At 67.6% G+C, this 20,788-nt stretch carries 18 protein-coding genes; 7 read left to right on the plus strand and 11 right to left on the minus strand.

The genetic code is table 11. The annotated features are described in order from the left end of the window. Positions 1 to 28: 28 nt before the first annotated feature. The 4 genes from K254_RS22660 to K254_RS22665 all read right to left on the minus strand — a co-directional run bounded on the left by K254_RS22660 (position 29) and on the right by K254_RS22665 (position 4,385). Positions 29 to 1,585: a carboxylesterase/lipase family protein gene (locus K254_RS22660; protein WP_051389023.1), complete on the minus strand. Its 1,557-nt coding sequence runs from the start codon at positions 1,583 to 1,585 to the stop codon at positions 29 to 31. Beyond that, positions 1,585 to 2,919: an MFS transporter gene (locus K254_RS0109475; protein WP_026555157.1), complete on the minus strand. Its 1,335-nt coding sequence runs from the start codon at positions 2,917 to 2,919 to the stop codon at positions 1,585 to 1,587. Before K254_RS0109475 ends, K254_RS22660 begins: the two co-directional genes overlap by 1 nt. A gap of 130 nt (positions 2,920 to 3,049) precedes the next feature. Beyond that, positions 3,050 to 3,949 (minus strand): LysR family transcriptional regulator, encoded by a 900-nt coding sequence (locus K254_RS0109480; protein ID WP_026555158.1) that lies wholly within the window; start codon positions 3,947 to 3,949, stop codon positions 3,050 to 3,052. A 25-nt stretch (positions 3,950 to 3,974) separates the two neighbouring features. Then, the gene (locus K254_RS22665; protein ID WP_051389024.1) at positions 3,975 to 4,385 is read right to left on the minus strand and encodes a winged helix-turn-helix transcriptional regulator; all 411 of its coding nucleotides are present in this window, start codon (positions 4,383 to 4,385) and stop codon (positions 3,975 to 3,977) included. A gap of 103 nt (positions 4,386 to 4,488) precedes the next feature. Between K254_RS22665 and K254_RS0109490 the strand changes: the two genes are divergently transcribed. Further along, positions 4,489 to 5,373: an SDR family oxidoreductase gene (locus tag K254_RS0109490; RefSeq protein ID WP_026555159.1), complete on the plus strand. Its 885-nt coding sequence runs from the start codon at positions 4,489 to 4,491 to the stop codon at positions 5,371 to 5,373. Between the two features lie 131 nt (positions 5,374 to 5,504). On the opposite strand, the gene K254_RS0109495 is transcribed toward K254_RS0109490, so the two are convergent. From K254_RS0109495 to K254_RS0109525, 7 genes are all read right to left on the minus strand, one after another. After that, on the minus strand, positions 5,505 to 6,710 hold the full coding sequence (locus tag K254_RS0109495) for a DUF6596 domain-containing protein (protein WP_081710098.1): 1,206 nt from the start codon (positions 6,708 to 6,710) through the stop codon (positions 5,505 to 5,507). Positions 6,711 to 6,761: 51 nt separating this feature from the next. Then, entirely contained in the window at positions 6,762 to 7,181 is a 420-nt protein-coding gene (locus tag K254_RS0109500; protein WP_026555161.1) for a YciI family protein, read from the minus strand. Between the two features lie 128 nt (positions 7,182 to 7,309). After that, positions 7,310 to 7,753, minus strand: coding sequence for a VOC family protein (locus K254_RS0109505; RefSeq protein WP_026555162.1), 444 nt, complete (start codon positions 7,751 to 7,753; stop codon positions 7,310 to 7,312). Positions 7,754 to 7,826: 73 nt separating this feature from the next. Continuing rightward, positions 7,827 to 8,555: a GNAT family N-acetyltransferase gene (locus tag K254_RS0109510; protein WP_026555163.1), complete on the minus strand. Its 729-nt coding sequence runs from the start codon at positions 8,553 to 8,555 to the stop codon at positions 7,827 to 7,829. Positions 8,556 to 8,617: 62 nt separating this feature from the next. After that, on the minus strand, positions 8,618 to 10,636 hold the full coding sequence (locus tag K254_RS0109515) for an outer membrane protein assembly factor BamB family protein (RefSeq protein ID WP_026555164.1): 2,019 nt from the start codon (positions 10,634 to 10,636) through the stop codon (positions 8,618 to 8,620). A gap of 50 nt (positions 10,637 to 10,686) precedes the next feature. Further along, the gene (locus K254_RS0109520) at positions 10,687 to 12,675 is read right to left on the minus strand and encodes a PQQ-binding-like beta-propeller repeat protein (RefSeq protein WP_026555165.1); all 1,989 of its coding nucleotides are present in this window, start codon (positions 12,673 to 12,675) and stop codon (positions 10,687 to 10,689) included. A gap of 192 nt (positions 12,676 to 12,867) precedes the next feature. Beyond that, entirely contained in the window at positions 12,868 to 14,037 is a 1,170-nt protein-coding gene (locus tag K254_RS0109525; RefSeq protein ID WP_026555166.1) for an ROK family protein, read from the minus strand. Positions 14,038 to 14,161: 124 nt separating this feature from the next. On the opposite strand from K254_RS0109525, the gene K254_RS0109530 reads away from it, so the two are divergent. The 6 genes from K254_RS0109530 to K254_RS0109555 all read left to right on the plus strand — a co-directional run bounded on the left by K254_RS0109530 (position 14,162) and on the right by K254_RS0109555 (position 20,743). Beyond that, positions 14,162 to 15,214: a hydroxyacid dehydrogenase gene (locus K254_RS0109530; protein ID WP_026555167.1), complete on the plus strand. Its 1,053-nt coding sequence runs from the start codon at positions 14,162 to 14,164 to the stop codon at positions 15,212 to 15,214. 6 nt (positions 15,215 to 15,220) lie between these two features. Next, positions 15,221 to 16,594 carry a sulfatase family protein gene (locus tag K254_RS22670; protein ID WP_051389025.1) on the plus strand — a complete coding sequence of 458 codons (1,374 nt, stop codon included), beginning with the start codon at positions 15,221 to 15,223 and terminating at the stop codon, positions 16,592 to 16,594. 67 nt (positions 16,595 to 16,661) lie between these two features. Then, positions 16,662 to 17,933 carry a sugar ABC transporter substrate-binding protein gene (locus K254_RS0109540; protein WP_026555168.1) on the plus strand — a complete coding sequence of 424 codons (1,272 nt, stop codon included), beginning with the start codon at positions 16,662 to 16,664 and terminating at the stop codon, positions 17,931 to 17,933. 85 nt (positions 17,934 to 18,018) lie between these two features. Continuing rightward, positions 18,019 to 18,921 (plus strand): carbohydrate ABC transporter permease, encoded by a 903-nt coding sequence (locus tag K254_RS0109545; protein WP_051389026.1) that lies wholly within the window; start codon positions 18,019 to 18,021, stop codon positions 18,919 to 18,921. After that, positions 18,918 to 19,835 carry a carbohydrate ABC transporter permease gene (locus tag K254_RS0109550; protein WP_155848492.1) on the plus strand — a complete coding sequence of 306 codons (918 nt, stop codon included), beginning with the start codon at positions 18,918 to 18,920 and terminating at the stop codon, positions 19,833 to 19,835. The genes K254_RS0109545 and K254_RS0109550 overlap by 4 nt, the downstream gene beginning before the upstream one ends. Then, positions 19,832 to 20,743 (plus strand): Gfo/Idh/MocA family protein, encoded by a 912-nt coding sequence (locus K254_RS0109555; RefSeq protein WP_026555171.1) that lies wholly within the window; start codon positions 19,832 to 19,834, stop codon positions 20,741 to 20,743. Before K254_RS0109550 ends, K254_RS0109555 begins: the two co-directional genes overlap by 4 nt. Positions 20,744 to 20,788: the final 45 nt, after the last annotated feature.

Consider the following 20,788-nt stretch of genomic DNA (forward strand, 5'->3'; position numbering starts at 1 on the left):
CTCGACCACCGGCCTGGGCCGTCCGGGGCTACTCGTCCCGGGCGGCCACCTCCCAGTCGGGGCCTATCACCATACGCCGGCTGGTGGCATCGTAGGCCGGCCAGACGGGGATGCCCGCGTGGTTCGGACTGCCCGTCCGGGCGAACGCGGCCCATGCCAGCGCCATGTTCCGCGAGGTCTGGTGCCGCGACTCGGCGGCCCCGGCAAAGACGGCCCTGTCGACATTGTGGAAGACGAAGGGCAGGTCCAGACTGTGGGTGGCGCCCAGCAGCCCGTCCAGGATGCCGCCCTGGTGGGCAAACTCGTACACGAACACCGGTGCAGACTGCTCCGCCTTGGCTGCGGCCATCGCCTGCGCCGCCGCAGCAAAGGTGAAGCCGTTCACCACCCGGGCATACTGCAGGCGCACGGGCTCATCCGGCCGATCCCGCATGACCTTTTGCAACATGGTTGTGCCGTCATGGCCAAAATTGGCCCTCGCCAATTCCACCGCCTGAGCCTCGTCCAGCGTGGGGAACGCTGCGCTGCCCGCCATGAGCAGGCTGGGATCGTGGGTGGCAAATCCCAGCAGCATGGGAATCCCGTCGACGGCTGCGGACGCCCCGGCACTGAACGGGTGGGCGGCGACGACGTCGCCGTCGAGGGCGGGCCCCCAGCCAAAGGGCATCGCATTGGAGCCCGGATGCGGGTCCATGCCAAAGGCTGCACCCAAGGCGGGTGAGAGGCCGCGTTGGATCTCCAGCAGATCCCGCAGCGGCAAGGCCCGCCAGGCCTCGGCATCATCGAGGGCCACGCCTGCCCGCGCCGCCACCTCGCGGGCCTGCCCGGCAACGTCTTCCGGGGCCGCGACCGACAGGATGGGCCCACTCATGTTGATCGCCTTGTGGAAGAGCCCCTGGGCAGAGGGCATGGCCATCAGTACGTTGACCTTTCCGCCGCCACCAGACTGGCCAAAGATGGTCACATTGTCCGGGTCGCCGCCGAAGGAGGCGATGTTGTCCCGGACCCACTGGAGAGCGGCCACCAGATCCAGCATTCCGGCGTTGGAAGCCCCCGCGTGCCCGTCCGCCCCGGCAAGATCCAGGGCCAGAAAGCCCATCAACCCCAGCCGGGCGTTGACCGTAACGACAACGACGTCGCCCAGCTGGGCAAGCTGGTCGCCGTGGTACAGAGCCGATCCGCCGGAACCGTGGACAAAGCCGCCGCCATGGAACCACACCATCACCGGGCGTGCGGCACCATCCAAGGAGGACGGCGTCCACACATTGAGGTTGAGGCAGTCCTCGCTCATCCGGGCACCGTCCAGGGGATGGCCGCCTTTGATGTACATCAGATTGTGGACCTGCTGGGCGCTGTTGGACGAGCCGAGGCGGGTGTCCACCTGCGGCGGGGCGTCGCCAAAGGACAGGGCCTCGCGGACTCCGGCCCAGGCTTCCACCGGACGGGGCGGGGCGAAGCGGCCCTCCCCCGCCGTCGTCGCCCCGTACGGAATGCCCAGGTACGATTCAATCCCTCGGAAACGGATGCCGCGAAGCCGCCCGGCGGTGGTGTCGGTTTCGACGAAGGAGTTCTCCAGAGCCAGCATCAGCGGGCCGCCTCATCGATGGTGCGCAGCTGCATGTTCCGGGTTTCCGGCCCTCTCCATCCGGCCACCGCAGCGATGAGCATGCAGGCGGAGGCGAAGATGGCCACCGGCAGCCAGCCGCCGGTCCCCTGGCCCGCAAGGGCCTGTTCGATGGCAGGGGCAAACCCGGCCACCAGGAAGCCCAGCTGGGTGCCAATGGCCACTCCCGTATACCGGACCTTCGTGGGGAACATTTCGGTGTACATCGAGGCGCCGACGGCGTTGGCGCCCGAGGCCACCGCACCGAAGACGCAGAGGATCAGGAAGGTCAGAACGATGTTGCCGGTGCTGACGATGGCGAACATCGGGAACCAGAGGATCGCTGCACCGATGAGGGTGCCGGTGAAGACTGGACGCCGGCCCACCCGGTCGGACAGGCTGGCCCAGATCGGCTGGGCAATCAGGCCGACGACGCCGGCGAGCACCGAGGCGATGAGAAGTTGGCTTGCCGGGATCTTGACGGTTCCGGTGGCATAGCCGAGCAGGTAGACGCTCATGGTGCTGCCGCCCACGGCCAGGAAGCTGCAGCACACCACGCGGAGCACCGAGCGCCAGTGGTGGCGGAACACCTCGGCGATGGGAACCTTGGCGTCGTTGCGGGCCTCCTTGGTTTCCATGAAGGCATCCGTCTCATCCACACCCTTGCGGATGTAGAGGCTGATCAGCATCAGCGGTCCGGAAACCAGGAACGGGATGCGCCAGCCCCAGGACAACAGCGCTTCCTGGTCCATGCTGGAGACCAGAATGAAGGAAACGGAGGCAAGCAGCGTACCCAGGGCAGTGCCCTGCATCGTCCAACTGGTGTAGAGGCCGCGCTTGCCTTCCGGCGCATGCTCCAGGGAGAGCGAGTTGGAACCGGCCTGCTCGCCTCCCGCGGAGAGGCCCTGCAGCAGACGCAGGACCACCAGAATGATGGGGGCCGCGATGCCAATGGCCGCATACCCCGGCACCAGGCCGACGAGGAATGTTGCAACACCCATCAGATTCAGTGTGATCATGAGCGTGCGTTTGCGGCCGATCTTGTCACCGAGGCTGCCAAAGAGCAGGGCGCCGGCGGGCCGGGCAACGTAGGCCACACCAAAGGTGGCGAACGATGCCAACAGTGCGCCGGTGCTGCCCAACGGCGCAAAGAACACCTTGCCAAAGATGAGGGCGGAGGCTGTGGCAAAGAGGGTGAAGTCGAAGTATTCGACGGTGCTGCCGAACAGAGCGCTCAGCGCTGCGCGCTTCGCCATCCGGTTGTTGGGCTTGAGCGCTGTGGGCTGCGCCCCTGCAGGCTGGGTGGCCTGGACCATGGGTTTCTCCTTTGAAACACGGAAACGGACACGGCCGGCAACCGATTGCCAGCCATGTGATCCCCTTCACTGTCTCAAGGTGGTCCCATAAGCGTCCAATACAAAGACGTTATCCAACCAATAAGAATTCCTAATGGGAGTGCGGCGAGGGCATGATGTTCTCTGCAATCTCCAGGACGCGGCCCAGCGCACCGAAGGCCTGGGTCGAGCGCCAAGCCACCACGGTGTTCAGTCTGCGGTCCACATCCGTCAATTCCAGGAACGACAGAGCGCCGGACGCTTCACCGGTGAAGCGCGTCGGCGCCACCGTGGCGCCGATGCCCGCCGCCACCAGGGCCATGACCGTCAAGGTGTCCGGGGCCTCCTGCACCACCCTCGGGCGGAATCCAGCATCGACGCAGGCTTCAATGGCTTCCTCCCGGAGTTGGAGTCCGGCATGCAGGTCCGTGAGAACAAAGGGCTCTTCGGCGAAGCGGGCCAAGGCCACCTTCTTCTCCCCTGCCAAGGGGTGGTCGGACGCCACCACCAGGCCCATCCGGTCGGACCCAATCAATCGAGTGGAAATCCCCGGTACGCTGCGTTGCATGCCGGTGAAGCCAATGTCCAGACCGTCGGCCTGCAGCAGGTCCATGATCCCGGCGCTGGAGTGGGAGGCGGTGATCCGAAGTTCAATCCCGGGATGCTTCTCCCGCACCGTTCTGGCGAGGCTGGCCACCGCCGCCGTCGACAGGGCACCCGCAAAGCCGACCCGCACGAGGCCGCGGTCCACACTTCCAGCATTGAGTGCTGCCCGCATGGCCCTGTCAGCCATGTCCAACGTCTCGTGGCACAGCGGCAGAAAGCCCTCACCCGACGCCGTCAGCCGAACGGCCCTCGCGGAGCGGTCGATAAGCTCAACACCGATGTCCCGCTCCAGCTGCCGGATCTGCTGGCTCACAGCAGGCTGGGTCAGGTGGAGCCGTTGGGCGGCCCTGCCGTAATTGAGCTCGGCAGCCACCGCCACAAAGGTCCGCATCCATCGAAGTTCCACCGGCACAGCTTAGCCGGGAGTGGGATCAGTGAACGGGCACAGGCGTCTGGTCCCTCAGGATCGCCTGGGCAGATGCGTCAACCAGGATTTCCTCGGCATGCTCGGCAATCCAGGTGACCAGGGGCTTCAGCACTGCAACCACGTCATCGCCTCGGCTGGTGAGGCTGTAGTCCACCCGCGGCGGGATCACCGGCCAGGCATCCCGGCGCACAAACCCATCAGCTTCCAGGGTCTTGAGCGTCTGTGCAAGCATCTTTTCACTGATGCCCTCCGCGCGGCGGCGCAGCTGGCTCCAGCGTTGCGGCCCGTCCGCCAGTGCCGCGAGAAGCAGGATGCCCCATTTGCTGGTGACGTGGTCCAGGACCGTCCGGCTGGGGCAGCCTGCGGGAAAGATGCCGCCAGGCACGGGGCTGTTGGTGGAGCTACTAACCGTCATGTAAGTACCTTACTTGAAAGTGCGTACTCTCCTGTGGGAAGCATCTGGACGAGGCCACAGTTGGCATGGATGACAGACACCCCCTTTGGTGAAAGGAACCATCATGAGCATTGTTGTCACAGGAGCCACCGGCCAGCTCGGCCGTCTTGTTGTTGAGGAACTGCTGGAGCGAGGCATCCCCGCCGGCTCGATCGTGGCAGCCGGGCGCAACGCCGCCCGCCTTGGCGAATTGGCCGAGCGAGGCGTGCAGACCCGCACCATCGACTTCAGCGAGCCGGCCACCCTTAGGGAGGCGTTCGACGGCGCCAAGAAGGTGCTGCTCGTCTCCGGCAGCGAGCCCGGCCAGCGCCTGGACCAGCACCAGAACGTGATCGACGCAGCCAAGGAGGCCGGCGTCGAACTTCTGGCCTACACGAGCGTCGCCAATGCCGGCACTACCACGATGGCGCTGGCTGCGGACCACCAGGCCACGGAGGCCGCCCTGCGGGAATCCGGTGTGCCCTTCACCCTGCTGCGCAACGGCTGGTACCTGGAGAACTACACGGCCCAGCTCGAAACCTTCATCGCCCACGGTGCCGTGTTTGGCAGCGCCGGCGAGGGCCGCGTCAGCGCGGCCACGCGTGCAGACTTCGCCCGGGCCGCCGCCGAGGTTCTGGCCGGTGAGGACCACGCCGGAAAGGTGTATGAGCTCGGTGGCGACGATGCCTTCACCCTCGGTGAATTGGCCGGCGCGGTTGGCGCCGCCGCTGGCCAGCCGGTGGTCTACACCGACCTGTCCGAGAAGGACTACAGCGCGGCGCTGGTAGCCGCGGGGCTGCCGGAACCCTATGCCGCGATCCTGGCCGACAGCGACCTGGGCATTGCGCGCGGAGACCTGCTGGTCACCAGCGGAGACCTGGCAACGCTGATCGGCCGCCCCACGGAATCGATGCACGACGCCGTTCGGGCGGCCTTCTCCGCCCTGGCCGGCAAGGCGGCCCAGAACTAGGCACGACAACTATCCGTCCCGGCTGCATGCAGCCGGGACGGACCTGCGCTCTGCGCCATGGGCCGTGGGCCGTGGGCCGTGGTCACCGTTCCAGGCGGTCCACTCGAGCAGGCCCAGCCGGTCGGAGCCGGCTACCCGCAGGCGTCGTCCAGCTTCCGCTGCAGGGCCGCGCGTTCGGCCGCATTTCCGCACAGACCAATGGCCGCCCGGAACGCCTCCTGCGCCTCGGCAGCACGGCCGAGCCGGAGCAATAGTTCGCCGCGGACGGCCGGCAGCAGATGCGTGCCGGCCAGCCCGCCTGCGGCAGCGATCCCCTCAACCAGCTCCAGGCCCGCGGCCGGACCGGAGGCCATGGCGACCGCAACGGCCCTGTTCAGATCGATGATGGGCGACGGCGACAGCTGTCCCAGGGCTTCATAGAGGAGCACGATCCTGGGCCAGTCGGTCTCGGCCACCGACCGTGCCACGGCATGGCATTCGGCAATGGACGCCTGCAGACCATAGGTCCCCAGACCGCGGCCCGCCGCCACCGCCTGCTCGAGGGCGGCCCGGCCGCGCCGGATGGCCGATTGGTCCCACAGCCGCCGGTCCTGGTCCTCCAGCAGCACCGGGTTGCCGGCGGCATCCAGCCGGGCCGGAAAGCGGGCGGCGGTGAGTTCCATCAATGCGATCAGCCCAAAGACCTCCGGCTCGGGCGCGAGGCGCACCAGCACGCGGGCCAATCGGCGTGCCTCGGCCGCCAATTCCTTGCGCATCCACGAGTCCCCGCCCGAGGCGAAGGAGCCCTCGTTGAAAACCAGGTAGAGAACGTGGAGCACCGATCCGAGCCGCTGCGCCAATTCCCCCGCCGGGGGCAGGCCAAACGGCACCCCGGCTGCGGCAAGGGCCTTCTTGGCCCGGGTGATCCGGGCCTGGATGGTCGCCACGGGCACCAGAAATGCCTTGGCGATCTCCGCGGTGCCCAGCCCGCCCACCACACGCAGCGTCAGGGCGATCCGCGCCTCCCTGGGCAGCACGGGGTGGCAGGCGATGAACATCAAGGCGAGCACGTCGTCGTCGATGGCATCGGGGTCGAACAGGGCATCGGCACCCGGCTCCACCTCCTCCAGACCGTGGGCCAGGAGGGCGTAGCGCTCATCCAGCGCAGACCGCCGCCGGAAGGTGTCGATGGCGCGGCGGCGGCCCACGGTGAGCAGCCATCCGGCTGGCTGCACCGGCACGCCGTCGACGGACCAGGAGACCAGCGCCTCGGCGAGCGCCTCCTGCGCCAGATCTTCGGCGAGCGCGAAATCACCCGTGTAGCGCGCCAGGGCGCCGACGATGCGTGCTGACTCCATGCGCCAGACTGCTTCGACGGCGCCCCGCGCCTCGGTGGTGTTCACTGTTGGTTAGAGCTGGCCCGTCTGCTCGCGCCAGGCCCGCTCCTTTTGGATCCATTCGTTGTCCTGCGGGAACTCGTCGATGGTCGGCACCCGGCGGATCTCCGCCTTGCTGCCGGCCATGTACGGCATCCGCTTGGCCCACTCCACGGCCTCCTCCTTGGAGGCGACGTCCAGGATGTAGTAGCCACTGAACAGTTCCTTGGTCTCCCCGTAGGGGCCGTCCGTGACCACCGGGGTCTCACCGGTGAAGTCGACGACGACGCCCTCGCTCGGATCCTCGAGGCCCTCGGCCGCCAGCAGGACGCCGGCACGGATCAACTCGTCGTTGAACTTGCCCATCGCGTTCAGCAGCTCGCCGAAATCGACATCCTTGAAACTTGCCATCGACTCGTCGGTTGCCCGCATGATCAGCATGTACTTGGCCATCACAAACTCCTTGGTTCTGGAAGACCGCCCTTCGACCTTCTCATCCATAGGTCGAACGACGCCGGGGAAAATCGACACAACGCGGAAAATCTTTTTGCAGAGGCCGTTTCAGCGAAACAGCGGCGGTGTCACTCCGTCCCGGCCTGCTCGGCCATGAAAGCCTCCGGCCCCTGCTCCGCCGCCTCGGGCGACATGTAGACGAACTCGAGGATGTTGCCATCCGGGTCCTCAATGTCGCGCGAGTACATGAACCCGTAGTCCGTTGCGGCGCGCGGCTCGGTGCCGCCTGCGGCAAGGCCCTTCGCCACAACCTCGTCGACGCCTTCACGCGACTCGCAGCTGATGGCGTTCAGCGCCTGGGCGTGGGTGCGCGGATCCGTGACGGATTTGTCGGTGAACGTGGCAAAGAACTCGCGCGTGAGGACCATCAAATAGATGTTCTCCTCGATAACAACGCAGGCGGCGTTCTCATCGGTGAACAGCGGGTTGATGCTCCAGCCCAGCGCTGTGTAGAACGCCTTGGAGCGGTCGAGATCTTCGGTGGGCAGGTTGACGAAAATGCTAGTGGGCATTGCTCTCTCCTTATACGGGTGATTGCTGCATGCACCAGTTCAACAAGCCTTCCCCCCGATGGCAAGCATTTGCCTACTGGGCGGAGTCTGGCGACACCACCTGCCACGTGCCAAACTGCTCCAGCCCCGCGGCCGCCGCCAGCGCCCGCGATGCGTGGTTGTCCAGCTGGCAGCGGTACTGCGGTTCATAGCCTTGGCTGTAGGCGTACCGGCTGATCGCACGCACCACCGCGCGGGCATGCCCCTTGCCCCTGAACTCCTCCACGGTCAGGACACCGAGGTCCGCCAGCGGCGCATCGTCCCAGGGATACATGCTGGTGGCACTGGCCAGGCGCCCGTCCGCAAAGGAACCGAACACCGCCCAGTGGTCCAATTCCACGTAGGCATCGTCGCGGTCCTGCTCCGGCGCCGACGATTCAAACTCCGCGAACACGGCGCCGTCGTCCTCCGCCAGCCGGCGGACGTGGGCCGCCGGCTCCTCCGCCAGCAACGTGGTCTTGGCGGACTCCGGGTAGTAGAAAAGGCAGTCGGCATCGTGCAGTGTGATCCCGGCATCCTCCAATGCCTGGCGGAGGGCCGGCTCCGACAGTTCCGGCCCGGCGGGCAGGTCCAGCCTGGCCGCCACAGAGGGCGCCAGCACGGCAGTGGTCCTGCCGTCCGTGGTGGCCAGCACCATGGCGCGGCGGTCCTCGCTGAGCTGGGGATTGACGACGACGGCAAAGGAACCGTTGTCCACGAGGACCTCGCCAGTGGCAAAGGAGCCGCGCCAGAAATCGACAATGGTTGGGGAGAAGGAATCCATGCGCCCCATCCTAGGACGCTGGGACCGGCCGGACCGTGCTGCCACGATCCGGCCGGCAGCCATCAGCGGCGCGGGTGGTCGTCGATCGCCACCAGATTGCGCCCGCGCATGCTGTACAGCATGCCGTCCTCATCGTTGGCGATGTGCGGGCCGCTGTACCAGCCGCCGTTGATCTCGGCCACCACCGTCTCCACCTCGAACGTCTTGGGATCGAAGCGGAACACGGTGGTGTCCGAGGCGGCGTAGACGAAGCCACGGTTGACCACCATGGCGGAGAAGCCGGGACAGATGCCGCGCAGGTCTTCCGTGTGGACCACAGCGCGGCTGCGCAGGTCGACGACGAAATAGCCGCCGCCGAGGCTCAGCCCAAAGAGGTAGCGCCCCTTCACTGCCAGGGACGCGACGCCCTTGGCCTGCCCGGATTCCACGCGCCACAGTTCCCTGCCGGCCACCGGGTCCCAGGCGACAATCGTGCCCCGCGGACCGGCGGCTTGGGCGTTGTCGCCGCCCAGGTACGCCACGCCGTCTTCGCATGCGACGGCGCGCACCAGCTGGACGCCGTCGATGGGGTTGACCGCCGAGGTGGCCTTGCCCGTTTTGGGGCTGTACGTGGTCAGCGACCCCCCGCCGTCGGCGTCGTCCTGCACGCCCACCAGGATCAGGCCGTGCTTTTCGTCCCATTCCACGTCCAGCGGGCGGTTCTGCCCGGCCGGGAAGGCGGCCAGCCGCCGCGGCCCCTGGCCATCGCGCGGGTCATAGCCCCAGATGCCCTGGGAATTGTACTGGCCGGTGTAGAGCGTGCCCTTGAGGACCAGCGCATCCTTGGCCTCGCCCGGGAGCTGCAGATAGGTTTTCTTGCCGGTGCGCAGCAACCGCTCGACGACGGTGCCCGTGCCGCCGACATAGACACGGCCGGCGCCGGCCGCGATGCCCATCACCAGCTGCGGGTCCACCGGGGCGCCTGCGGTCCCCAGGTCCGTGGTGGTGGAGGTCCCGTCGGCGGGGTTGATGTCGGCGATGAATCCATAGGCAGAGGAGACCTGCAGCCTGCCCTGGTGGCCGTCCACGCCCCAGATCTCGCCCAGGTCCTGACCCTTGAGGTCGACGTCGGAAATGGTGTTGGCGGTGGTCGAGTAGACCTGCAGACCCTTGTCGGTGGAGTAGTAGATCTTCTCGCCCACCGCCGCGAAGGTCTTCACCGTCACACCGTTGGAGGGCAGCACGGTGTAGGAGGAATAGTCGGCCAGGTCCATGATGGCGAAGTGGGCGGGGTCCTTCGATCCCGAGGTGCCGATCGCCAGCTTGTCCCCGACAATGGCCAGCTCGCGCAGGCTGGGATCGCCCGACGTTTCGGCCGGGGCAATCGAGGTGAACGTGCCCTGCGCGCGGTCGTAGGCGAACAGGGAGGTCTTGCTGGCGGAGCCGCCACCGCCGAGGACGCTGCCCGCGCCGAAGAAGACAGTGGTCGCCGTCGCCGCCACTGCCCTGGCCAGCGTGGCCTTCGGATCCGGAATGCCCAGGCTGCTGATGGCCCCGGTTGCCGGGTTGTACTCCCACAATGCAGGAGGGGTCGTGGCGCCGCCGCCGACGGCGTACACCCTGCCGTCAGGGGCAACGGCGAGATCGCGCACGTCGCGGTCGCCGATCCGGCCCAGGGCCACGGCCGGCACGCTGGGTGTGGTGACATCCCAGCGGAACAGATTGGCCGGCTCGGCCATGCTCTTGGACAGCGTTCCAATGTACAGGTACCTGCCGCCCGGGTCGGCAGCCATGGCCTGGATCGTGTAGCCGGCGCTGAGGTCGGTGCGCGAAACCACTTTCCGCGACGGGACATGGTAGCCGAGCACCCGGGGCGGATCCAGATTGCGCGAACCGATGAACATGGTGTCGCCCATCATCAGCGAGCTCATCAGGGAGAACTGCTCGACGGCGGGGCCCAGATCGGTCACCACGGTTCCGGGCTTCTTTTGCCCCGGGGCCGCCGAGGCCGGGCCGGCCAGCATCGGCCCAGCAGCTGCGGCCAGGGCGAAGGCGCCACCGAGCTGGACGATGCGGCGGCGGCTGACGAGTGGTGAATCCATCGGTGCTCCTTGGTTGCGTGGTGCGAAATCTTCCATCATTCCTCTGGTCATCACTTGCGCGTCCGGTCATCGAGCGAGACAAGGTTGGGCCCGCGCAGGGTGTAGAGCAGTCCGTCGTCGCCGGCGGCGATGTGCGGGCCGCTGTACCAGCCGCCGTTGATGTCCGCGGCCACCACCGACACCGCAAAGCTCTTGGGATCAACCCGGAAGACGGTGGTGTCCGAGACGCCGTAGACAGTTCCACGGCTGACGGCCAGCGCCCCGAAGTCGGTGCAGACGGCGCTGGCATCGGCGGTGTGGATCACCTGGCGAGTGGGCAGGTCGATGATGAACAGCCCCGCGGCCCTGCGGGCCATGCCGTAGAGGTACCTCCCGTGGACGGCCAGGGCCGCAACGCCGGCACTCTGCCCCGGATCAAGGCGCCAGAGCTCCTGGTTGGCCACCGGATCCCAGGCGACGATCGTGCTGCGCGGGCCGTCCGCGTAGATGTTGTCGCCGCCCAGGTACACCACACCGTCCTGCGCAGCCACGGCGCGGACCATCTGGAGCTTGTCAATCGGGTTCACGGTGGTCGTGACCTGCGTGGTGGTGGGGTTGTAGGCCGCAAAGCAGCCACCGCCACCGGTGTCGTTCTGCGCACCGGCGACAACCAGTCCATTGACCTCGTCCCAGCAGATGTCCAGGGGGCGGTTCTGCCCCGGTGGCAGGGCTGCCACCTGGTAGGGCAGCTGGCCCGTGGCTGGGTCGTAGGTGCAGATTCCCCGGGAGTTGTATTGGGCCGTGTACAGGACTCCCCCGACGATGACGGCGTCCTTGGCCTCGCCGGTGGCCCGCAGGTTGGACACCTGGCCGGAGGCCAGCTGGTGGCGGGCGATGGTTCCGGTGCCGCCCACGTAGACGCTTCCCGCGCCGGCGGCGATGCCCATGCCCAGCTGGGGTCCGCCCGGGGCACCGGCCGCGTCGAGGTCGTACGTCGCGGCGGTCTTCGTGGCCGGGTCGACCTCCACCACGCTGTAGGAGGAGATGGTGAGCACCTTGCTGCCGTAGACGTCCAGGCCCCACATGGCGCCGACGTCCTCGGCCAGGATCTGGGTGATCCGCTTGGTGGTCATGTTCCAGGCCCAGACGCCGGGTTCCTTGACGAAGTACACCTGGTTGCCGCGCTGGCGGAACATCACGCCGGTCTTGGGGATGATCGTGTACTTCGAGGGGTCGGCCAGGTTGATCAGCACGGACTTTCCGGGGCCCTTGACGCCGACGCCGAGCTGGCCGTCCAGCACGCTGAGCGAGGTCACGGAGACACCCGCGGCCACCTCGGGCGGCAGGATGTTGGTGGAGGTTTTGGTGGTGCGGTCGAAGGCGAACAGGCGGGCGGGGCTTGAGCCGTTGCCGCCGCCGAGTACGCTGCCGGTCCCGAAGTACACGGTGCTGCCGGTAGCCGCGACAGCCTGGGCAATGGTGGCGCCCGTGTCCGGCACACCCCAGCTGGTCATGGCGTTGGTGGCCGGATCGTACTCCCACAGCGAGGGCGCAATGTTGGTCAGCCCGCCGCCTGCCACGTAGACCTTGCCGTCGGGGGCGACGGCGAGCGCACGGATGTCGCGGTCGCCGGTTTCACCAACACCCACTGCCGGCACCGTGGGCGTGCTGAGATCCCAGCGGTAGAGGTTCGGCTTCCCATCGATGCCGTCCCGCAGGACGCCGGCGTACAGGTAGCGCCCGGTGGCGTCGGCCGCCAGCGCCTGGATGCTGTAGCCGGAGCCCAGGTCCGTGCGGGAGGTGATGGTGCGCGTCGGAACGTGGAAGCCGATGACCCGGGGCGGGTTCAGATTGCGCGAGCCGATGTAGACCGTGTCGCCGACCAACAGCCCGCTCATCAGCGAGAACTGCACGACGCCGGGGCCAAGGTCTGTCTCGATGACGCCGGTCTTCGGGGCGGCCGAGGCCGGGCCGGCCAGCATCGGTCCGGCAGCGGCGGCCAGAGCCAGCGCCCCGCCGAGTTGGACAATGTGCCGGCGGCTGACAATGAGCGGTTCCATCTAATCTCCTTTGATTGGTGGCGCACCCCCCGGCGGCAGTCCGGGCCAGGCCAACGGAGTGCGCGCCCGCTTCACGTGGCGGCGGTGCCGCTCGGTTTGCGGGGCCTCGATGGGGTGCGGTGCAATCAATGTTTCAGCCAGCAGCCTGTTCAGCTAGACCTTCCCGCACAAATGAACAGAACTGAACACCTCTCAACCTGCCTGGTCCACGGCCTCCAGCCCCGAGGCATCGGCGGTGAACAGCCGTCCGAGCACCGTGCAGGCGGCGCCGCGGGCCAGTGTTGCCGGCGCGTTGGCCATGGATTCAAACAGCGGCACTGGCGCATTCTCATGCACGTACTGCCCCCGGAAGGCCTGCTCGGCGCCGGCCGTGAGCTCCGCGAAATCCAGCTCTGGAGCCACGGCCAGCACCACACGCTCCGGCGCGAACATCTTGGAGGCATTGGCCATGGCAACGCCAAGGTGCGTGGCGGCGTCGGCGATCACCTCGGCGTCGCGGACCGGATCAACGGACCCCTCCCCCGCACCCCGCCGCGCCACCTCGGCCTGGATGCCCCACAGGCTGCTGCGCGTTTCCAGACAGTCGACGGCGCCGCAGTGGCAGGGCCGCTGCGGGTCCACGCCGCAGCCGACGTACGAGTGGGCAAATCCGCCCGCGGCGCCCGTGAAGCCCCGGTGGATCCGACCCTCGACAACCACCGAGGCCCCCAGGCTCGCACTGGCGCTGAAAACCAGGAGGTTCTGGCCCTCAAGCCGGCCGTCAAAGAGCAGCAGCCCGACGGCAAAGGAGTTCACGTAGCTGTCGATGACGACGGGGACGCTGAGCACCCTGCGAAGAAGTGAACGGAAGGGAACATCCTCCCAGCCCATCGAACCACTGTGCTTGACGATCCCGCCCTCCTGATCCACCACCCCCGAGATGGCGACGCCGACGCCCAGCAGCGTTGATGCGGAGGCGTGGCGCAGCGTCGCCTGCACGGCCTTGGCCGCAGCGGCGGCCACCTCGGGCGGTTCCGTCGATGCGATGGGCTCACGGTGTTCGGCCACCACCTCACCACGCAGATTCACCAGTACGGCGCGGGCCTCTTTGCTCGAGATCCGCACCCCTGCTGCGACGACGGCGTCGTGCCCCAGTTCCAGCAGCCTGGCGGGGCGGCCGCCGGTGTCGCGGACAACATCCGTCTCCACCAGCAGCCCGGAACCGAGCAATTGGCCGGTGATGCCCGTGACCGTGGCCGGACTCAGCCCCGTCTGGGACGCAATGGTGGCACGTGCCACCGGACCCTGCGCCCGGACCACATCGAGGACGAACGCCTCATTGATCTCCCGGATCAAGGCCTTGCTGCCGGCGCGGGGCTTCATCGCCCGCTCGCTTCTGTAGACATGGAACCGTTCTTCCCCTCGGTGGTGCTGGATAGGACCTACACCACAGTCTACTTACTTCAGTCATTGACAAAAGCATCTGCGGGCAAATAATCTCAAGTGCATGACCTCCCCCTATGAACCAGATCACAGCCCCGGCGGTGGCTCCGGGCCGCGGCAACGGGCCAGGATTCTGCTCAGCATCCCGCCCGCCGAAGTGGACGCCTTCTTCCCTCCGCAGACCCGTGAAGCACTGGGTGCCCTGGGCGACGTTGTCGAGGTGGACCCCGCGTCCCTCGCCTCTCTTGAGGCGTTCGGCCAGGCCACCGCCGATGCCCGGATCATTGTCACCGGCTGGGGATTCCCCCGCCTGACCCAAGCGCATCTGGACCTCGCTCCGGAGCTGGCATTTGTGGTCCACTCGGCCTCTTCCATCCATGGCCTGGTCAGCGACGATTTCTGGGCGTCGGGTCTGCCCATCTCCCAGTCAGGCGCCGCCATGGCCCCGGCCGTGGCCGAGATGTCCTTGACCTTCACCCTCTCGCTGCTGCGGCGCACGCAGCGGCTGGACCACGCAATGCGCAGCGGAGCCAGCTGGGCGGATGCCCGCACCATCTCCCGCTCCCGGGAAATCGCCGGAGCCCGCGTCGGTGTCATCGGCGCCTCGCGCACCGGCCGCAGCTACATAGCCGCCTGCCAGGCGCTGGGTGCCGAGGTGCGGATCTACGACCCCTACCTGGACCCCACCGACCCGCTGGCCGCACACGCCGTCGGGCTCCAGGAGCTGCTGGGAACCAGTGAGGTGGTGGCCGTGCATGCTCCGGAAACACCCGAGACCATCGGAATGCTCGGAGCGCGGGAAATCGCCGCCATGGCCGACGGAACCCTCTTCGTGAACACCGCGCGTTCAACCATTGTCGACATGGACGCACTCTATGAGGCCGTCGAGGCCGGCCGGATTGACGCGGCACTGGATGTGTTCGACGTCGAACCGCTGCCCGAACAGGACCGCTGGCGCTCCCTGCCCGGAGCCTTGCTGACGCCCCATCTGGGCGGGGCCACTGTTGAATCGCGCCGCCGCGGCGGGCAGATAGTGGTCGATGAGATCCGCCGGCACCTGGCCGGCGAACCGCTGCAGCATTCCCTCACGCGTGTCCAGCTCGAGCGGATGGGCTGAGCCGCCATGACGAACATCCTCCTTCTCCATGCCCACGACCTCGGCCGCTTCCTGGGCGCCTATGGCGTGGCAACTGTGAATACGCCGCATCTGGACGCCTTGGCCGCCGAGGCCACGCAGTTCGATGCCGCGTTCTCCACGGCCCCGCACTGCAGCCCGGCCCGCGCATCCCTGTTCACGGGAACGTACCCGCAGACCAATGGCGTGCTCGGCCTGACCCATGAACCCTTTGGCTGGGATCTGCACGACCCCAGCTCGCACCTGGCGCACCGGCTGTCCACCCACGGCTACAGCACCGAACTCATCGGCGTCCACCACGAATCCAAGGTGCTGGCCGACGCAGACATCGCCGCCAGGCTCGGCTTCTACAAGGTCTGCACCGGCGGCGCGCGGGATGTAGTTGTCGAGCGCACCAAGGCCGCACTGAGCGCCGCGGCCGGTTCCGAGAGGCCGTTCTACCTGCAGGTCGGCTTCAACGAGCCCCACCGCACGCCGTCCCACCATGACAGCCCCGGCGTGATGGGCTTCCTGGCCGAAGGCGTTTCGCCCGACACCTCCCGGGGCCTCACGGTGCCGGCCTATCTGCGCGACGACGCCGGTGCGCGCGAGGAAATGGCGGAACTGCAGGGCGCCGTGCGCCACCTCGATGAGGGCGTGGGCAGCATCCTCGCCCATCTGGATGCCCTGGGCCTGCGCGGGGACACCGTCGTCGTCTTCACCACCGACCACGGACTGGCGCTCCCCCGCGCCAAGTGCACCCTCTACGACTCGGGCCTCGGTGTCGCACTGCTGATGCGGGTTCCGGGCCGGCCGGGCTGGGGAAACCAGCGGGTTTCCTCCATGGTGAGCCATGTCGATGTGGTGCCGACGCTGCTGGAGCTCCTGGGACTGCCGACGGCGGCCGACGTCACGGGCGCCAGCCTTGTTCCCGTGGTTGAATCAGACGTTCCGTCGCGGGCACACGCCTTTGCCCAGCTGAGCTACCACACCTACTTCGATCCCAAACGGTGCGTGCGCTCGGACACCCACAAGTTGATCGTCAATTTCTCCAATGCACCCCGGGCCATGGACCCCACCCAGTCCTGGCTGCACCGCAGCGCACCCGCTGAACTGGGCGGGCCGACCATCCCCACGAGCGAGGTCTTTGAGCTCTACGACCTCACCGTCGATCCGGACGAGGCGGACAACCTGGCCTCCGGCCCCGGGCATGAAGGGCTCCTCGCGGAGCTGGCCACCGCCCTGCTCGACTGGATGCGCGGCTGCGGCGATCCGCTGCTCACCGCAACGAACGCCCCTCCCCGCCATCGCTTGGCCCTGGCTGCCCTCCACAGCGCGGCCAACCACGCCGGCCTGCGACAGCACGCCGAAGTCCTTTCCTAGCCTTTGCACCCTTGCGCCTGTGTGCGGCCATGCCGCTCCTGGACCAACCCAAGAAACGAGAAAGACCATGACCAAGAAGCACCTGCGACTCGCCGTCATGACCGCGGCCATCGCCCTGGCCGCTACGGGCTGCGCCCCTGGCGCCACCACCCCCGTCGGCGCCGACGGCAAGGCCACGGGCTCCGTAACCCTGTGGATGTACCCCGTCATCAAAGACGAGGCCAAGAGCAAGGAATTCTGGAACAAGACCGAGGCCGACTTCGAGGCATCACACCCCGGCATCGATCTGAAGATTGAACTCCAGACCTTCGACAAGCGCGACGCCCAGATGTCCGCCGCCCTTGCCGCGAACTCCGGCCCCGACATCGCCCTGGTCACTCCCGACCAGGCGGCCACCTACATCACCGTGGGCGGGCTCCAGCCCGTCGACGACGCCGTCGCCAACAGCCGCGATGCCTTCTTCCCGGGGACGCTGAAGGCCGCAACGTTTGACGATGAACTCTATGGCGTGCCGCTCTTCCAGAACATCAACACCACCGTCTACAACACCAAGGTCTTTGCCGACGCCGGTCTGGCACTGCCCAAGACCTGGGACGACGTCCTGGCCGCCGCCCCCGTGCTTGCGGCCAAGGGCATCTCGGTGATGGACTACGCCGGCAGCCCCGAGCAGACTCTCAACCTCTCCTACTACCCGTTCCTGTGGCAGGCCGGCGGAACCGTCTTCTCCAAGGACGGCAAGAACGTCGAATTCGACTCCGACGCCGGGGTGAAGGCCCTGCAGTTCCTCGTCGATCTGAACAAGGCCGGCGGCCTGCCCGTCGACGCCGCCACGGCCGGCCCCGCCGTCGAGGGCGCACCCATCGCCGCCGGCAAGGTGGGAATGCGGGCCACGGCAGCCCTGCCGGAATTGGCCAAGATGCGCACCGCGCTCGGCGCGGACCACGTGGCCCTCGGGCTGCCGCTTGAGGGCAAGGTGCAGGCCACCTATGGCAACCCCGGCCTGCTGGCGCTGACCTCGATCAACAAGAAGGAGAACCGCGCCGCGGCCTACGAGGTGCTCTCCTACCTGACCTCCCCCGAAAGCCAGACGGCGCTGAACGCCGCCGCCGGCAACTTCCCCACCCGCACCGACGTCAAGATCCAGGGCAGCGGCCCCGACGTCGAGGCCATGAGTGCCTCGCTGGAGTTCGCCAACCCGGGCGAATCCTCCCCCGTGGCCCGCCAGGTCATGGCCATTCTGGCCCCGTACATCCAGGCGGCGCTCGGTGGCAAGCTCTCCGCCAAGGAGGCGCTCACCAAGGCGGCCGACGAGGCCAGGGCGCTGCTGAAGCGCTCCTAGCCGTCGGGGCGGGGCCCACGGCCCCGCCCCGTGCGCACCGTCCCCACAGCCCCGTCCCATTCCCCAGATTCTGATTGGTTCCACCATGTCCGTTTCAACAGCAATCCGCAGGCCGGCCTCGCGCCAGCGCCGGGAGGCCATCGCAGGCATCCTGTTTGTGCTGCCGACGCTGCTCATTTTCGCCCTCTTCAAGTTCGTACCCATCTTCGGGGCCGGGGCCATGAGCCTCACCCGCTACAAGCTCAACGGGGATGTGGACTTCCGCGGCGTCGACAACTACACCCGGCTGTTCTCCGACCCTAATTTCTGGCAGAGCCTGGGCGTGACGCTCGGCTATGTCTGCATCTTCGTACCGCTGATCCTGGTGGTTTCGCTGGCCGGCGCGCTGCTGTTGAACAAACTGGTCCGCTTCACCGGCGCCTTCCGCGCCCTGCTGTTCGTCCCGTATCTGAGCTCCTTCGTGCTGGCAGGCATTGTCTGGAAGTGGATCTTCGCCTCCGACGGCCCGCTCAATGCGGCCCTCTCGACGGCGGGGCTGGGGCCCGTCCCGTTCCTCTCCGGCGACCAGTGGCTGGTGCTCGCCTCGCTGGCCCTGGTGTCGGTGTGGAAGGGTTTCGGCTACTCGATGCTGATCTTCCTGGCCGGGTTGAAGGCCCTTCCCGGAGAGGTCCACGAGGCAGCGCACATCGACGGTGCCAACGCCTGGCAGACCTTGCGCCACGTGACGCTCCCCCTGCTGAAGCCGGTGTTCTTCTTTGTGCTCGTGATCGAGACCATCATCGGTTTCCAGGTCTTCGACACCATCTACGTCATGACCGGCGGCGGACCGGCCCATGCGAGCCACAGCCTCATCTACATGCTCTTCGACGAGGGCTTCAAGTTCTTCGACTTCGGCTACGCGGCAGCCATCGGCATCGTGCTCTTTGCCATCGTCCTGGTGCTTTCGCTCATCCAGCGCCGCTTCTTCGAAGGAAAGGAAGAGAAATGACCTCCACCTCGCTGCCCGACGCTCCGCAGCTCACCGAGCCCCTCCGCCGCACACCGAAGGTGCCGGCCCAGCACCAGGCCCCGCCGCGGGCCCGCCGGAAGTCGGCACGCCGGCGCAGCCAGCTCTGGCTGGTGTCCACTCTCGTCGTCGTCTCGCTCTTCACCATCGCGCCTCTGCTGGCCGTCATCGTGCTTGCCCTCTCCCCCGAGGACGCGCCGACGATTCCCTACGCCGTCCCGGCGTCGCTGACCCTTGACAACATCATCCGCATCTTCAACGTGGGCGAATTCCCACTGTGGCTGTGGAACTCGTTCCTGTACTCGAGCATCTCCGTGGTGGTCGTGCTGCTCACGGCGTCGATGGCCGCCTACGCCCTGGCCCGCAAGCGGTTCCCCGGCCGGAACGCCGTGCTGTGGACGATTGTGGCGACGCTGATGGTGCCGATGCAGGCCACCCTGATCCCCACCTTCATCCTGGTGGCCGGCATGGGCGGCGTGAACACCATGTGGGGGCTCATCCTGCCAACCCTGGCCAATGCCCAGGCCGTGTTCCTCATCCGCCAGTTCATCCGCGACCTGCCCGATGAGCTCTTCGATGCCGCCCGGATCGACGGCGCCGGCGAGTGGCGGACGTTCGCCGGCATCGTGCTGCCCCTGATCCGGCCCGTGCTCGCTACGCTGGCGATCTTCGTCTTCCTCTGGCACTGGAATGATCTGCTCTGGCCGCTGGTGGTGGGTCAGTCCGACGCGGCGCGCACGCTCACCGTGGGTCTGGCCACGCTGAACACCGAGACCGTGTCGACGGCGAACATCATGGCGGCCGCGCTCATCAGCTTCATCCCCTGCCTGGTCATCTTCGTCCTGCTGCAGCGCCACATCGTCGCCAGCATCACCTCCAGCGGAGTCAAGGGATGACGGCCACATCGGCGCCGCTGCGCTTTGGCCTCATCGGCGTCGATTCCCCGCATGCCCCCTCCTTCACCCGGCTGCTCGGCGACGGCGTAGGCGGCGCCGTCGCCGGGGCCACGGTGGCCAGCGCCTGGGCCGGTGTGGCATCGGCGGACTTTCCGCCCAGCCGGGACCGCATGGCGGACTTTGTGGCCCAGATGGCCGGCCTCGGCGTGCCGCTGCGGGAGAGCCTGGAAGAGGTGGCGGAGGAATCCGATGCCCTCCTGCTGGTGGCCTCCGACACCCGCACGCATCCGGGGCTTTTCGCCCGGCTCGCGCCCTTCGGCAAGCCGGTCTACGTCGACACCCGTTTTGCACAGACCGCGGCGGACGCGGCGCGGATGCTGGAACAGGCAGAAGCCGGCGGAACTCTGGTGCTGGCCGGCTCGCCCAAGCGGTTCACGCCGGAATTCCTGGCGGCGGCGGGCTCGGGTCCGGTGGAGCGCATCGACCTGACAGGCCCCCTGCCGACGCAGCCCGGCCACCCGGGCCTGGCCTGGTACGGCGTGCACCAGGTTGATCTGGCGGTTGCGGCGCTGGGCCCGGGCTGCAAACTGGTCGATGCCACCGGCGGCCGGGTGGTGCTCCACTGGAGCGATGGCCGCGTGGCCACCCTGGGCGGCGAGGCCGAATGGTCGCCACTGACCTCCGGCCGGATCAGCCGGGACGGCGGCCCCGCCGAGTTCACCATTGAGGCCTGCGAAGACATGCTGACCGGCCTGCTGGAAGCAATCGTTGCCGCCTGCCGCACGGGTTCGCCCATGATGCCGGCCAGCCAGATCCGCGAGATTGTGGCGATCGTCGAGGCGGCCAACCTCAGCCTGGACGCGGGCCGCCCCGTGGCGCTGGCGGAGCTCCGCAGCCACACCCGATAGCCGGCCACACAGCCTGACAATCAAGAAGGACGGACCGCCCAGTGG

The sequence above is a fragment of the Arthrobacter sp. 35W genome (assembly GCF_000482545.1).
In the GTDB taxonomy this organism is placed as follows: Bacteria; Actinomycetota; Actinomycetes; order Actinomycetales; family Micrococcaceae; genus Specibacter.